The organism is Microcoleus sp. LEGE 07076 (assembly GCF_015207455.1).
GTDB lineage: Bacteria > Cyanobacteriota > Cyanobacteriia > Cyanobacteriales > Microcoleaceae > Microcoleus.
In genome coordinates, this window is the sequence record NZ_JADEWV010000069.1 from 13,561 (window position 1) to 27,920 (window position 14,360).

The 14,360-nt window shown below is 45.4% G+C and carries 12 protein-coding genes; 10 read left to right on the top strand and 2 right to left on the bottom strand.

What is annotated here, in order from left to right; all coding sequences use genetic code 11:
• Positions 1 to 853 precede the first annotated feature (853 nt).
• The 10 genes from IQ270_RS13725 to cobO all read left to right on the top strand — a co-directional run bounded on the left by IQ270_RS13725 (position 854) and on the right by cobO (position 10,570).
• Positions 854 to 1,702 (top strand): DUF1206 domain-containing protein, encoded by an 849-nt coding sequence (locus tag IQ270_RS13725; protein ID WP_193973746.1) that lies wholly within the window; start codon positions 854 to 856, stop codon positions 1,700 to 1,702.
• 54 nt (positions 1,703 to 1,756) lie between these two features.
• On the top strand, positions 1,757 to 2,509 hold the full coding sequence (locus tag IQ270_RS13730; RefSeq protein WP_193973747.1) for a hypothetical protein: 753 nt from the start codon (positions 1,757 to 1,759) through the stop codon (positions 2,507 to 2,509).
• 11 nt (positions 2,510 to 2,520) lie between these two features.
• Positions 2,521 to 3,117, top strand: a complete 597-nt coding sequence (locus tag IQ270_RS13735) for a hypothetical protein (protein WP_228056338.1) — start codon at positions 2,521 to 2,523, stop codon at positions 3,115 to 3,117.
• A 252-nt stretch (positions 3,118 to 3,369) separates the two neighbouring features.
• Positions 3,370 to 4,410 carry a hypothetical protein gene (locus IQ270_RS13740; RefSeq protein ID WP_193973748.1) on the top strand — a complete coding sequence of 347 codons (1,041 nt, stop codon included), beginning with the start codon at positions 3,370 to 3,372 and terminating at the stop codon, positions 4,408 to 4,410.
• A 79-nt stretch (positions 4,411 to 4,489) separates the two neighbouring features.
• Complete coding sequence (locus IQ270_RS13745; protein WP_193973749.1) at positions 4,490 to 5,107, top strand: hypothetical protein; 618 nt, start codon at positions 4,490 to 4,492, stop codon at positions 5,105 to 5,107.
• A gap of 84 nt (positions 5,108 to 5,191) precedes the next feature.
• Positions 5,192 to 6,022, top strand: a complete 831-nt coding sequence (locus IQ270_RS13750; protein ID WP_193973750.1) for a hypothetical protein — start codon at positions 5,192 to 5,194, stop codon at positions 6,020 to 6,022.
• A 332-nt stretch (positions 6,023 to 6,354) separates the two neighbouring features.
• Positions 6,355 to 6,921: a DUF3611 family protein gene (locus tag IQ270_RS13755; protein ID WP_193973751.1), complete on the top strand. Its 567-nt coding sequence runs from the start codon at positions 6,355 to 6,357 to the stop codon at positions 6,919 to 6,921.
• Between the two features lie 303 nt (positions 6,922 to 7,224).
• A complete protein-coding gene (locus IQ270_RS13760; protein ID WP_193973752.1) occupies positions 7,225 to 8,856 on the top strand; it encodes an alpha-amylase family protein in 1,632 nt (543 codons plus the stop codon).
• Between the two features lie 396 nt (positions 8,857 to 9,252).
• Positions 9,253 to 9,831, top strand: a complete 579-nt coding sequence (locus tag IQ270_RS13765) for a Uma2 family endonuclease (protein ID WP_193973759.1) — start codon at positions 9,253 to 9,255, stop codon at positions 9,829 to 9,831.
• A gap of 115 nt (positions 9,832 to 9,946) precedes the next feature.
• Positions 9,947 to 10,570 carry a cob(I)yrinic acid a,c-diamide adenosyltransferase gene (gene cobO / locus IQ270_RS13770; RefSeq protein WP_193973753.1) on the top strand — a complete coding sequence of 208 codons (624 nt, stop codon included), beginning with the start codon at positions 9,947 to 9,949 and terminating at the stop codon, positions 10,568 to 10,570.
• Positions 10,571 to 10,673: 103 nt separating this feature from the next.
• On the opposite strand, the gene IQ270_RS13775 is transcribed toward cobO, so the two are convergent.
• Together IQ270_RS13775 and IQ270_RS13780 are read right to left on the bottom strand one after the other, a co-directional pair.
• Complete coding sequence (locus IQ270_RS13775) at positions 10,674 to 13,211, bottom strand: CHASE4 domain-containing protein (RefSeq protein WP_193973754.1); 2,538 nt, start codon at positions 13,209 to 13,211, stop codon at positions 10,674 to 10,676.
• Between the two features lie 559 nt (positions 13,212 to 13,770).
• Positions 13,771 to 14,360: hypothetical protein (locus tag IQ270_RS13780; protein WP_228056339.1), on the bottom strand; the 590-nt coding region annotated here is incomplete at its 5' end.

Consider the following 14,360-nt stretch of genomic DNA (forward strand, 5'->3'; position numbering starts at 1 on the left):
TCAGGTGCTTCACAGTTTGTTAGAACGACGCTTACTGGTTGCTTTTACCCAAAGTCCGATTAAACTGAGATATTGCACCAATATCAATAAGGGGATTTTTCGTGGAGTCGGGCGGGTTTTTTTTACCTGTCTGCAAGCTTTAAGAGTATTGGTGAACCCGCCCCTACAGGTTATTGAAAATGGTGCAACATTATTTCAGTCAGATTAAACCAAAGACAAGTACAAGTGCCACTCTCAACTTTCGGAGGGCGGGTTTTTTTTACCTGTCTGCAAGCTTTAAGACTGTTGGTGAACCCGGCCATACAGGTTATTGATAATCGTGCAACATTTGGGATTCAACCAAAGACAAGTACAAGTGCGATCGCCAGCAAAAACGTGAGATTAAACTCAATGCCGGAGTCTCTTGCATCATTGTGTCAACGCCCAACCCACAGCGACTCTTTGCCAATTGTAACAGCATACCTACGTATGGGAAAGATTGTGCACAATTCAAGCAAATTGCCACAAATCTTACTTAAGATATATTGCCCGTACATTCAAGTTTTACATTATCCTACCTAAGATAGATTGTGCAGGTAACTCGACCAAGTAAACAGCACGGCGCGACTGCTGACTGGTCTACCTACATGGAGGGATGCCAAAAATACCTGAACTTTCATATTATAAAAGATATAAAAAAATCCATAAAAAAAACTCTGTTCAATCACAATTTTTCCTTTCTTGCTTGTCCTCTTACCAACCAAAAATAGGCGAGCGATATGCCTCCGGCACGCTGCGCGATCACCATAAATAAATAATTAATTATATGATGAGGCGACTAGAATACCCAACTAAATCCAAATTGTAGAAACACATGACACGGCGCAACTCACCCACCGATAACATTAAAGAACCCGTCCGGCGCGCAAGTTCTCAACCCTGGTTCGATCGACTGGCAAGACTGGGGTATGCCGCCAAAGGCTTAGTTTACTTTATAGTCGGTTTTCTAGCGGCACAAGCAGCTTTTGGATATGGCGGCAAAACAACCGATACTAGCGGTGCATTAACTACAATTGTCTCCCAACCCTTTGGAAAATTCCTGCTGTTTTTGGTAACAATTGGTATTGTTGGGTATGTCCTTTTGCGGATTGTTCAAACCGTTCTCGATCCGGAACACGCTGGCGAAAAAATGGATGCCAAGCGAATTGCGACGCGCATTGGGTACGCTTTTAGTGGGTTAGCTTATGCAGGTTTGGCGGTGACTGCTGTCAAATTAATGCTCGGTTCCGGCGGTAGCAGCGGCAATTCAACTCAAGATTGGACAGCTTGGTTTTTATCTCAACCTTTTGGTCAATGGTTGGTAGGGCTGGGAGGAGCAGTCACAATCGGTATCGGTTTTTCTTACATTTATAAGGCATTCAAAGGAAAGTTTCGCCAAAATTTCAAACTTCATCAAATGAGCAGCAACGAGCAAACTTGGGCCGTGAGACTGGGTAGGCTGGGGATTGCGGCTCGCGGCGTTGTCTTCAGTATCATCGGTGTTTTCTTGATTGAAGCTGCCAAGCAATCGGATGCCAGTGAAGCTAAAGGATTTGGCGAGGCTCTGGCATCCCTGCAACAACAACCTTTTGGCCCGTGGATTCTGGGTTTAGTGGCTTTGGGTTTGATTTCCTATGGCATCTACTCAGTAATTGAAGCTCGTTATCGGCAAATTATGCACTGATAAAGTGGTAAAGATTTTAGGTACTGCATTAGCTTTTTTAACTGTTTTTTTTAAATGGTAATTGCAGCAGCGTTACGCTCGCCCCCTAATACTTTAGCTTTATCCGCACTCATTGTTATTGGTTTAGTGCTGACACACCTATTTGCCGGCAAGTTACGGTTTACTTCTATCCGTCGCAGTCGCTGGCTTTCAGCAGCGAGCGGGGTTTCGGTTGCTTACGTTTTTGTCCATATTTTGCCGGAATTAAATCAGCACCAAACGGTATTAGATAGACTAAACATAGGGGTTATTTCCTATTTAGAACACCACGTTTATCTAATAGCTTTGTTAGGCTTGATTGTATTTTATGGACTGGAAAAAGTTGCAAAATTATCCCGTCAAGACCGCAAAGGTGAGGTCACGAGTCCTGGAGTTTTTTGGCTGCACATTGCCTCTTTTTCTATTTACAACGCTCTGATTGGCTATCTGCTGCTGCATCGGGAAGAACCGGGCATTAACAATTTGCTGTTGTTTTCTTGTGCAATGGCGCTGCACTTTGTAGTGAACGACTTTGGTTTGCGGGAACATCATAAATATAGTTATGACCGCATCGGACGCTGGATACTGGCAGCAGCTATTATTGTGGGGTGGGTGTTAGGTAGCGCTACTGAGATTGGAAAACCTGCGATCGCAGTTTTATTTGCTTTTTTAGCCGGAGGAATTGTTCTCAACGTCCTCAAAGAAGAACTGCCAGAAGAACGAGAGAGCGGCTTTTGGGCATTTGCACTTGGTGCGGGAATTTACACCACTGTTTTGTTGGCTTTATAGAGGAATGAACGATGATGATGAGTACAAACTGGCGCGGCTATCGAGTTGCAGCTTGGGTAGGGCAGGCGTTATTAACCATAGCAGTAATAGCTGCTGTCAGTCAGGGAAAGTGGGAAAATGTCTTGGGGTTAGGCTTATTTTTAGCAGCATCTGTGGTGTTTGTCGTAATGGAAGATCGCTTGCCAACGCTGTTTGATTTCCTGTTTGTGCTTGCTGCCTTGCTCAATGCTGGAGGCTGGGTTTGGGGACTGTTTTACCAACCGGGACCTTACGATGAAATTGTTCATGCTTTTACGATGTTTGCTGTGACTTTAGCATTGAGTTTTTTAGCCTACAGTTCAATGCTGACTATTTTTCGAGATCGCAAATTGCTGTACTTGCTAACAATAACCAGTTTTGGGATTGCGATCGGTGCTTTGTGGGAAATTACCGAATGGACGGCCGGTCTCGTTCTTTCTACCGAAGTGATTGGGAGTCTGCACGATACGATTGTTGATTTGATTATGGATAGTTTGGGCTCTGCAATAGCTGCCACAACTAGCTTGTGGGCGTTGCAAGAATGGACGCGCCCCGGTGCGGTAGTTGAGAATCAAGCATCCAGCCAATAGTCCGATCGATCGCACTTAACTCAAAGCAACATCATCAGTTTTTCCTCGATCGTCTTTCATCAGATAGATATTTTCTTACTGCCTGAGACAGATGGCAACCTGTGGCTAGTTGAGGTTAAATAGATAGAGAAACAAAATTTTGAAAGATTGCAGAACACAGACAATCGACCTTTTGGGAAAGTCAATTTTTAAGAATTTAAATTTTCTTCACATTACTGCAAGAGGTTGGTTGTTTCGATTTAGGAGGATTTTATGAAAATAAAATCATTTTCAACCACAATTGCACTGGCTCTGTTGAGTTCAATCATTTATTTACCGGAAATTGCCCGAGCTAGTCCCAAACCCCCTATCCAAATAGCTCAACAAAGAGTATTCGGCTCGGAGATCGAGAGTTTTACCTCGTATCCAGTACAGCGATTAGAGCCGGGAACTGAACTATTTTTCGTGCTGCGAGGAGCCCCGTATTCTAGAGCTACTTTGACCATCCCAAATGCAGTGCAAAATCTGCCGATGCGGGAGGTTCAACCGGGAGTTTACGAGGCAAGTTACGTGATTCGCAACGGCGATCGAATTTCGGAAAATACAGCAGTGCGAGCAAATTTGCAACAAGGCGACCGCATCAGCAGCACTCGCTTGCAACAACCTCTAGTTGCTGCTAATAGCGATCGCCGCTTTCAATCTTTGTCTGTTGACCGCTTCAGTGCTCAACCAGTACAGCAGTTAGAGCCGGGAACCACCCTTAATTTCAAATTGCTCGGCACTCCCAACTCTACAGCTACTTTCTCCATTGAAGGAGTTGCTTATAACATCCCCATGCGGGAAGAATCCAACGGCCTTTACACGGGGGAATACACGATCCGCCGCCAAGACTATTTTCCCCCTGAGGGTGCGATGGTTACTGCTAGTTTGCAGTCGGGAAATCAAGTTATTCGTTCCCGTTTAGATCGAGAGCTAATTGCTAGCGATAATGGCAGTTCCAATACCGCCGAAATCCCCCTAGAAATTCTCACTCCCAAAGAAAATGCTCGCGTCAGCGGGACGGTTGAAGTGGAAGGACGCAGCGCCCCAAATGCCACAGTTAATGTCAAGGTTCAGGCTACCTCTTCGGTGGCAGGTTTGTTTGGGTTTGAACGAAATATCCTCGAACGCACAATTAAAGCTGATGAACAAGGCAAATTCAGCTTTGCTTTTAAGCCGAGCATTTCTCTACCCGGAACCAGATACGATGTGAATCTCAGTGCTAGCAGAGGCGATCGCACCAGCGAAGAAACTTTGGTACTCTTTCAAAATTGAGCAGTGACTCGCGAGTATTTGCTAGCCCCAAACCTGGCAAAGCCTGACCAAATTTGAAAGATTCCATCAGGAGATATCTATGTATCAACTAAATCGCTGGAAAAAAACGCCAGGGATATTACAACTCATTTCTGGAAGTTTATTAATCGCGCTGCCAACCGTTCCTCTTGTTGCATCAGCAGCTCCTCTTTCTACACTCAACTCCTGTCCTAGGATTTACTATGAAGAACCTTATAACAGTAATGTTCGGGTTCCTCAGAGATGTCCGCCTAATGCTGCAAGTCAAAGATTGAACCAGCAAGAGTTGGGTCAAAATATGGTTCCTCCCGCGAGGTCAACGAATGTTACGGAACCACCTTTGCCAGAAACAAGACAGACTCCCATTGCCACTGTCATACCAATGGCAGGTAAGGTGATCGTGAAATTAACAAACAGCACAAATGCCCCAATTTCCTATCAAGCGATCGGGCATACTGAATCCCGAATGCTAGCGCGCGGAGCAGAAATTGTCCTGCAAAATCTACCAACGCCTGTGACTGTCACAATGGTGCGCGCAGATGGAGGGCTGCTGAAAGTTATACCCATGTCTAGTTCTGAAAAAGGGATGCTAGAAGTTTCAATAGATGAAACCAGTAACTTTGATGGCAATCAAGGAGTTTTAAGAATTCAACCTGACGGTCAAGTGTTTTTGAATTAGGCAATAAAAAGACTCGGTTTTGAAGAAAAAAAACTCTGTAGTTTCACCAACCAAACAAACAGAAAAAATCAAGGAGGTTTTCCAATGGTTAACAATCGTTTAAACAATTTAACTCAAAAGCTGCGCCATCCTCGGGGAGGAGCGATCGCCCTCGCACTAGCAGCAGTTACCCTGCTTCCGGCTTGTTCTACCCCGCAGCGGGAAGCTACCGCACCTGCAACGCCCGGAACGGTTGCGACGACAACTGAGAATGTAGTGGATAAAACAGCACAATTGCTCGGTAAAACTGTCACAGTTAGAAGCAAACCAATCAATAAATTGGGCCCTTCAACCTTTACAGTTAGCGATCAGAAGTTTTTTGGCAGCCAAACGATTTTGGTTGTCAACGCCACAGGCAAGCCTTTTGTGCTGCCGGCTGAAGCAGGCCAAGATGTTCAAGTAACCGGAACAGTTCGCAAATTTGTGTTTGCGGATATTGAGCGCGAGTACAAATTAGGCTTGCAGCCCAATGCTTACGCCGAGTACGAAAGTAAACCTGCGATCGTTGCACAATCGATGGCGCTAGCCCCTACACCGGGGGAACTCACCTCAGATCCCAAAAAATACTACGGCAAGACACTGGCGGTGAGCGGTGAAGTCGAAAACATCAGAAGTTCAAACTCGTTTACTTTGGATGAAGACAAATTAATTGGCGGAGAAGATTTGTTAGTGATACACACCGTTCCAAACCCAAGCGTGAAAGAAGGTGAGAAGGTTGCCGTAACCGGCGTACTGCGTCAGTTTGTTGTCGCCGAACTCGATCGCGAGTACGATTTGCAATGGGATTTGACTTTGAAGCAGAAGCTAGAAGCGGAGTATACCAACAAACCCGTGTTAGTTGCGACAGGGGTGTATCCCTCAGCCATTCCTGAGTAGGCAATATAGCGGTTCTCAGCAACATGAGGTATGCTATACGAGCGGTAATAGGTAATTGCCGGATTTGTAATTTGAGTTCGGGTTAGCTACCAGCTATGATTTCTGACCCTTTACCGATTACCGATTGCGGGATTTTACCTCACCTAACTGAGAAAGGGTATATATCTCTCCCAAAATTTTTGTGAACAGGCTTTATGCCTGTTCTTTACAGGCTTTTGGAGCGAGAAATCTCATAGCTGACTACAAGATGCTCGCTTGCGCCAGGAAGACAAGCATAACCTCTTTTTTGCCTCGTTTGTTTTGACGATAAATTCAGCAATACGGTGTATACAATGAATGAACCCGAATCCTTGTCGGAACCCCTAGCCCAAACCGAATTCGTCGGAACTTTTCGGTTGTTCAGTCGATTTAGCTTCTGGATACAGTTATTTTTCGGTGCTGTTTCCGGCATTGTTTTATTGTTTGCTATGTTAGGCCGCAACATGAGCGAACAAACCAATAGTGCCGGTATTGGTTTCGGGGTGGTTTTAGCGATAGTTGGTCTTTTGTTGCTATCGTTTAGAATATTTTGGGATTTTCGCTACAGGCTTTTAGGCAGACTTTTGCACGCCGAAAATTCTCAGGTATATCCCAGCAAAGAACATATTACTCGCACCTTAAGGATTGGATTGATTTCAAGTTTGGTGGGGGTATTAATTGCGTTTGTTGCTTCTGAAGAAACAGTTGGTCTAGTCTTAGCTAAAACTCTCAGTCAACCGCAAGCCCTCGCAGCTTATACGCCAGAAAATGTGATTCGTTCCCTAGATATTTTTGTGATGCTGGCCAACGTCAATTTGATTGGCGCTCACTTTTTTGGAGCCGTTACTTCTCTGAGTTTACTCAATTGGGTAGAGGAGTAAGCTGTCGTATGTTCAGGGCCCGCTATAAGCCCACCCCACAAGACGCGATCGCGCCAAAAGCAAGCACAGTTCCTCTGTAGCCAGGACTGACAAGGGCTGGTATATGTGAACTAAGATTTGTAGCTGTGCTGTCTTGGCGAAAAAGAGCGAAGACAGCGCTACTGCAAGGCAAACAAGTTGCCTGTTTGGATGAACATCTAATCTGAAATTAGCAGCGATCGCTCCAGCTAATAATAATCAGCTTAGTCAACCGTTTTATTGAAAAATTTATTTTATTGATTAAATTAGAGGAAATTTACTGCAATGCAAGACCTGTGGTATAAAGACGCAATTGTCTACTCCCTCGATGTTGAAACCTTCATGGACTCGAACGGCGACGGTGTAGGCGACTTTCAGGGACTTACCAACAAGCTAGATTATTTATCAGGACTGGGAATTACTTGTTTGTGGTTGTTGCCCTTTTATCCTTCCCCTAACCGCGACAACGGTTACGATGTGATGGATTACTACAACATCGATCCGCGACTGGGAACCCTGGGAGATTTTGTCGAGTTCATGCACCAAGCAAGGGAACGAGGAATTCGCGTACTGATCGATTTGGTAGTAAATCATACGTCTGATCGGCATCCTTGGTTTCTTGCAGCGCGAAGCGATAAAAACTCTAAGTATCGCAATTACTACGTGTGGTCAGAAAATCCACCCAAAACCGACCCCAAACTGCTGGTATTTCCCGATGCCGAGGACAGTATTTGGGAGTACGACGAACAAGCAAACGCTTACTATTTGCATCACTTCTATAAAGAACAGCCAGATTTGAATATTACCAATTCGGCGGTACGAGAAGAAATCTGCAAAATTATGGGTTTCTGGCTAGAACTGGGAGTGTCTGGATTTCGGATTGATGCTGTTCCCTTTTTAATTAAAGAAACTGACACCGAAGGTACAAGCCCCGATGACCTGCGATGTTTCTTGGAAGAAATGAGAGAATTTGTGTCATCGCGTCAGGCTGATGCAGTGTTGCTGGCAGAAGCAAATGTCGCGCCCGATCGCATTCCAGTCTACTTTGATCAGGGCGACAGAATGCACGTCCTGTTCAACTTTTTGTTGAACCAATATCTGTTTTTGGCTCTAGCGCGTCAAGAATCCACAGCCCTGCGCGATGGACTAAAAATCTTACCGGACATTCCTCCTATTTGTCAGTGGCTGAATTTTGTGCGCCACCACGATGAACTGACACTAGACCGCATTTCTTCATCGGAACGAGAGGAAATTTTTGCCGCATTCGCCCCCGATGAAAGGATGCAAATTTTCGGGCGCGGGATTCGCCGCCGCTTGCCGCCGATGATGGGAGGCGACGGCTGCCGGATCGAACTAATCTACAGCTTGCTGTTCACTTTGCCCGGTACACCAATGCTGCGCTACGGTCAAGAAATTGGCATGGGAGATGACCTTTCGCTGGAAGGTCGAAACAGCGTCCGCACGGTGATGCAATGGTCTGATGCGCCGAATGGCGGCTTCTCGACGGCTGCAACTGATGCCCTTGCCAGACCTGCGATCGCCGACGGAGAATACGGTTACAAAAAGGTCAATGTCGCCGCCGCGCAGCGCGATCCTGATTCATTAATTAACTGGATCGATCGTGCCATCCGCATCCGCAAGCAATGTCCTGAGTTTGGTAGGGGCAAATGGCACGTTATCGAAACCGACTCTCCCTCGGTTTTTGCCCACTGCTGCAACTGGGAAGGCAGGACATTGCTTGCTGTCCACAATCTAGCCGACAAGCCTTGTAGCGTTACGCTTAAATCTAACGAATACACCAATCTGTGCGATTTATTTGGCGATCGCCAGTATGAATCTCTTGATGCCGACTCGCCCTCTATTCCCTTACAAGCTTACGGCTATCGCTGGTTCCGAGTCAATCAAATCCTGGGGTAATCTGTTCTGCATTTAAATTGACTGTCAAAAACAAATCCCCTTCTTGTGGGGTGGGCAGGAGAGCGGGCCCTGAACATATAATTTAAATGTCCGACAGCTTAATCTTCAATTATTGAAAATTTGTTCAATATTAAGTTGCGGCACAGAATCGATGCCTGAGTTGGTAAAAGCGGCATTTTCATAAAGCGGGTCAATATTTTGTTAAAATGACCTAAACAATTCAGTGGATAAAAGCACTGGGAAATAGATTGGCGCAAGTATGCGAAACAGGTAAAAGTCCGGGTTCCTTAGCGCTGCGAAACCCCTACTTTTTCAGGGAATTTGTACTGTTTGACAATCGGATTAGTTAGCGGATTTCCCAAGCGGCTGCCACCAAATCAACCAACAAATAATACCATGCTAGCAGTTACCATTAATTTTGAGGCGATCGCCCAAATCACCGACGACCAATTTTATCAACTGTGTCGCGCCAACCCCGATGTCAAATTTGAACGCAACGCCAAAGGAGAAATAATCGTCATGTCACCCACAGGAGGAGAAACCGGAAACAGCAATTCAGAAATTAATGCAGATTTTGTGATTTGGAACCGACAAACTAAACTGGGAGTTTGTTTCGATTCTTCAACTTGTTTCAAACTCCCCAGCGGTGCAAATCGTTCTCCCGATGTCTCTTGGATAAAAAAAGAAAGATGGGATGCACTGACTCCCGAACAAAAACAAAAATTTCCTCCTATCGCCCCAGATTTTGTCTTAGAGTTAATGTCACCGACTGACAGTCTCAAGGATACTCAAGACAAAATGCAAGAATACATGAACAACCAAGTAAAATTAGGCTGGTTAATCAACCGTAAAACCCGCCGAGTAGAAATCTACCGCCCAGGACAAGCAACAGAAGTTTTGGAAAGTCCCGCAGAGCTTTCAGGAGAAGATATTTTGCCCGGTTTCGTGCTAAACTTGCGATCGCTGTGGACATAATATTTAAATCCGAAGCCTAGAAACCGGGTTTTTTCTCGAATTTGCGGGTGGCAACGAAGTATGTATTAAAAAACCCGGTTTCTGAGTCCCCAATCTGCGGTTAAAAACAACTCTAATGGAAACTAAAGAAACAAATTCCCTAACAGCCGAACAGCACAAACAGAAAATGCAGCGCCGCCAAGAAGTGCAGGCGCAGCGAATTGCCAACGCCGCTAAAGACAAAGGTTTGATAATTGTCAATACCGGCAACGGTAAAGGCAAAACTACGGCTGCTTTGGGCATGGTTGTGCGATCGCTCGGTCACGGATACCGCGTCGCTATAGTACAATTTATCAAAGGAGCTTGGGAACCCGCAGAAAAAGCCGTTTTTCAAATGTGGGAAAATCAGCTAGAATTTCATGCAATGGGTGAAGGTTTTACCTGGGACACGCAAGACCGCGATCGAGATATCGAAACAGCTCAAAAAGCCTGGGATAAAGCCTTAACTTTTATCTGCAATCCCGAATTTAAATTAGTGCTGCTAGATGAAGTTAATATAGCCTTAAAAATGGGTTATTTGCAAGTAGAGCAAGTCCTCTCCGGGTTAGAACAAAAACCCGAAGAAACTCATGTTATTTTAACTGGTCGAGGCGCCCCGCCAGCACTAATTGAACGCGCTGATTTGGTGACTGAAATGACTTTAGTTAAGCATCCATTTCGAGAACAAGGGATTAAAGCTCAAGCAGGTATTGAGTATTAAATATGGTTCGTAGTGCGTCAGTCAGCGTCCGCCATATTGAGCGGACTAAAGTCCGCACTACAAACCCACGATCTGACACGATATCGCAGTTCGAGGGAAATAGCTACGCTGGCAACCTTAGAGTAAAAGTTGAACCCTTGCCAAACTCGCTATTTACCGTAATTTTCCCCCCCAACATCTCAGAGTATTTCTGTGCTATTGCTAAACCCAAACCCGTACCTCCGTACTTGCGGGTAGTCGAAGCATCAGCCTGCATAAAAGGTTGAAATAACTTTTGTAGCTGTTCGGGAGTCATCCCAATTCCCGTATCGGTACACTTAAAAATTAACTGTTTAGCATCCCAACTATTTTCATCATTTTTAATTCTTTCCACGCTGAGTGTAATTGTTCCTTTCAGGGTAAACTTAGCTGCGTTGCTGAGCAAATTTAACAAAATTTGAGTAAACTTAATTTTATCGGAATGCAATTCGCCAATATTGTTAGGACACTCAACATTCAGGGAATTGGTGTTTCGCAAAAATAGCGGTCGAACAGTTTTTGCTACATCTTGAACTGCGTCGTACAGGTCAAAAGTTCTGAATTCAAGCTCTGCGTGACCGGCTTCAATCTTCGATAAGTCCAAAATATCATTAATTAATCTTAGTAAATGCTGACCTGAATTGTGAATTCTATCCAAATCAGATACAAAATCATCTTCGCCCAAATCTAAAGCCTCTTCTTGCAGAATTTCGCTGTAGCCGATAATTGCATTTAGAGGAGTTCGCAGTTCGTGGCTCATGTTAGCCAAAAACTGACTTTTAGCGAAATTAGCTGCTTCTGCTGCTTCCTTTGCCTTGTACAATTCTGCCTCGGCTTGCAAGCGGTCGGTTACGTCGTGAGCCAGGACTAATTCAGCATTTCTGCTATCAAATATCAGGGCATAAGAAGTAATTTCTACATCAATAATTGTGCCGTCTTTTTTCTGATGCTGCCAGGGGCTGTTCAAATCAATATCAGCATCTACTTGGGATATATTTTTTAGCAATCTTGGCAGCTCTTGGGGCAGACAAATGTCGGCAACGGTCATGTTGAGAAATTCGTCGCGAGTGTAGCGGTAGTGGTGAATAGCAGCCTGATTGACTGCTATAAATTCCAGAGTTTCTAAGTCGTAAACCCACATTGGATGGGGGTTGTTTTTAAACAAAAGTCTGTAGCGTTCTTCCGAGGCTCGCAGTTCGGCTTCGGCTTGTTTGCGCTCGGTAATGTCGCGGACAACAGTGCAAATAATCTCGCGTCCGCCGTAGGAAATCACGCTGGCGCTTACTTCTACGTCTACGCAGGAACCGTCTCGGCGCTGGTAGAGAACTTCGCCCATTCTGAATTGTTTGTCCGCTAGCAGTAATTCGATGTTGCTGTCAATTAGGTCTTTGGAGTAGGTGACTATATTGTAAATACTCAGTTGCGATATTGCTTCAAGGCTGTAATCGAGCAAGTTTCTAAATGCTGTATTGGCTTCTAAAAGACGTTTGGTTTGAGCGTCCCACAGAAAGATGCCATCTGTGGCTTGCTCGACTACGGCTCGGTAACGGGCTTTTTCTTCCAGTTGTTCGTTTTCAGCGCTGGCGATCGCATCGAGCATTCCGTTGATAGTATGGGCAAGGTCGGACAACTCGTCTGCGCCGCTCACCGGCAGCCGCACGGAGAGGTCTTGGCTGCTGCTGACGCGATTCACTGATGAAGCCAAACCGCTCAACCGAGATAGCACCAGATACTCTAGCAGCATTAGAGTGCAGCCGACAAACCCAATTCCCGCTAGGACTACGGACACCAGCAGGTACAGCAAACTAATTTGACCTTGACGGTATATTTCTCTGGGTATATCCACCCGCAACAGCAGGGCGGGTCGATCGTAAATATCCCGGATCAGAGTGTAACCCGCCATCAAATCTTCGCTAACAGGACGCACCAAAATCGGTTTTTTTCCCGACAGTTTCTCCCGCGCTTTTACAAAGTCAGCAGGTAACTGAGCCTCATTAACGCTGTGTACAGTCAGAGGTAAGCGAGTAATTTTAGAAATCTTGGCAATGCCCGCAGCATCCAAATTGCGCCCGAATATCAGCGTGCCTCGAATCGGGCCGGTGTTTTTTGTAGTGACAATTGGTCGGGAAGTAATCAGTATCGGCCCTGACGGTAGCAGCAGGATACCTGCAAGGCTGCTGTTGACGTTGGGGTGCTGCAACAGCGGGTCGCTGAGAGAAATGTGCCGTTTTAATGCTTCGGGAACAGGCGTTAGTTTCACCTTTTGGCTGTCAAAACCCGTACCGTAAACTATTTTGCCAGAAGTATTGACAAATACGGCTAGATTAACTCTGACATTAGCCAGTCCTTCGGGAATCAAATTTGAGGCAATGAATTTTTTGTTACCGTTTTGGATGAAAGCGTAGGTGTCATCCCAGGCCGACCAGTCGGCAAAGCGCGAGTTGAAGTCATTTGCGGTTTGCCCGAACACGTTGAGCGCTCCCTTAACAACCTGTGTGGCTTCTTGTTCTTCTGCTTTGACAAGGCTGCCCAAAAGGATGCTTGAAGAGGCGGCATATAGAATGCCAGTCAGTCCAGCGATGGTAATGCCAACTATTGATAGTGTTTTCCGACGCAGTTTCATCTTGCCGAGTGTGTGGTGTCTGTCTGAAGTTCAGGGTTGGAGAGCAATTTTATTGCTGTTTCCTGAACCCTGACTGCTGGCGCGGCGCAGTCTGCCGGGAGGGAGTTTGGAGTTGTAGGGTGCGTCACAAGCCTACATTTTCTCCGGTATTTCCTGTTTTTTGTCTGACGCACCCTAGCAATGCCTTCTTAAGCAGTATACAGCTAACACCTGCTGACTTTCGGCAGGGGGATCGAGCCTGGTTTGGCGCGCAACAATATGTTGGTCGAACGGGAAAATATTCTCAGAAAAAAGGTTGGGTTTAGGTTCTGGCATTCTAAAAATACGCCTTATTTCGCTTCGCTGTAGTCAATGGAGCCAAAAAATTGCGCTTGGATTCGTTAAATAAGCCTGATCTCTGGCAAAAATAACAGGTTCGATCGCGAAGCATTTAGGAATAAACTGGGTTTCGAGATTGTTTTTGCTGCTGGTAGATTGGTGCTTCGCCCTAGTTTTAATAGCAGTTCTTCAAACAATGCAACAAATCGATACCGCGATCCAAATCTTTAGAAAAATAGTATTAGTTTTCCCACACTTGCTGTTTGTGGGCTTCTTTGCAAATACCCAAAATTCGGCGATCGTTGTCGCTGACGGCGGAAATTTGGTGATACTGTTGCAGGTTTACGGAGTAGGGAGAGCTGCTGCCGTCGTAACTGTCCACTACTGTTAAATTTAACTGAGTTTGGTCTAGATTGCCGTAAAAACAGTAAAAAGCAGACTGAGGCAGGTAAAAAGCACCAATTACTTTACTGTGTCTCATTTCAAATACAAAATATTCTTTGTTAATTTCATCTGGCTTGCTCGACTGGCCGTAGAGGTAAATACCGTCTGCTAAACCTGTGAATGCTGTATCTGGCTGTGGATTTGCGGGGGATTGGGAGATGGAAACGCCGGATTTGATGTCCGAGTGTCCGGGCCCGCGCGCGGGCAACCCGATGCTGAAGTTGCCGGGCCAGAGGGCAAGGGCGATCGCCATACCTTCTAAACTGCTTGTTAATATCAAATAAGTTAAAACCACTCCAGACCCCAAAATTTTAAATAGCTGCCTCGAAGCAAGTCTTGTACCAGTTTCAAAAAGCTTGTAGAGAAACCGGGTACTTGGCTTAAGGC

Excerpts from the sequence above, each read along its gene's own strand:
- IQ270_RS13725 (WP_193973746.1), top strand. The coding sequence starts at position 854 with ATGACACGGCGCAACTCACCCACCGATAACATTAAAGAACCCGTCCGG.
- IQ270_RS13730 (WP_193973747.1), top strand. The coding sequence starts at position 1,757 with ATGGTAATTGCAGCAGCGTTACGCTCGCCCCCTAATACTTTAGCTTTA.
- IQ270_RS13735 (WP_228056338.1), top strand. The coding sequence starts at position 2,521 with ATGATGATGAGTACAAACTGGCGCGGCTATCGAGTTGCAGCTTGGGTA.
- IQ270_RS13740 (WP_193973748.1), top strand. The coding sequence starts at position 3,370 with ATGAAAATAAAATCATTTTCAACCACAATTGCACTGGCTCTGTTGAGT.
- IQ270_RS13745 (WP_193973749.1), top strand. The coding sequence starts at position 4,490 with ATGTATCAACTAAATCGCTGGAAAAAAACGCCAGGGATATTACAACTC.
- IQ270_RS13750 (WP_193973750.1), top strand. The coding sequence starts at position 5,192 with ATGGTTAACAATCGTTTAAACAATTTAACTCAAAAGCTGCGCCATCCT.
- IQ270_RS13755 (WP_193973751.1), top strand. The coding sequence starts at position 6,355 with ATGAATGAACCCGAATCCTTGTCGGAACCCCTAGCCCAAACCGAATTC.
- IQ270_RS13760 (WP_193973752.1), top strand. The coding sequence starts at position 7,225 with ATGCAAGACCTGTGGTATAAAGACGCAATTGTCTACTCCCTCGATGTT.
- IQ270_RS13765 (WP_193973759.1), top strand. The coding sequence starts at position 9,253 with ATGCTAGCAGTTACCATTAATTTTGAGGCGATCGCCCAAATCACCGAC.
- cobO (WP_193973753.1), top strand. The coding sequence starts at position 9,947 with ATGGAAACTAAAGAAACAAATTCCCTAACAGCCGAACAGCACAAACAG.
- IQ270_RS13775 (WP_193973754.1), bottom strand. The coding sequence starts at position 13,211 with ATGAAACTGCGTCGGAAAACACTATCAATAGTTGGCATTACCATCGCT.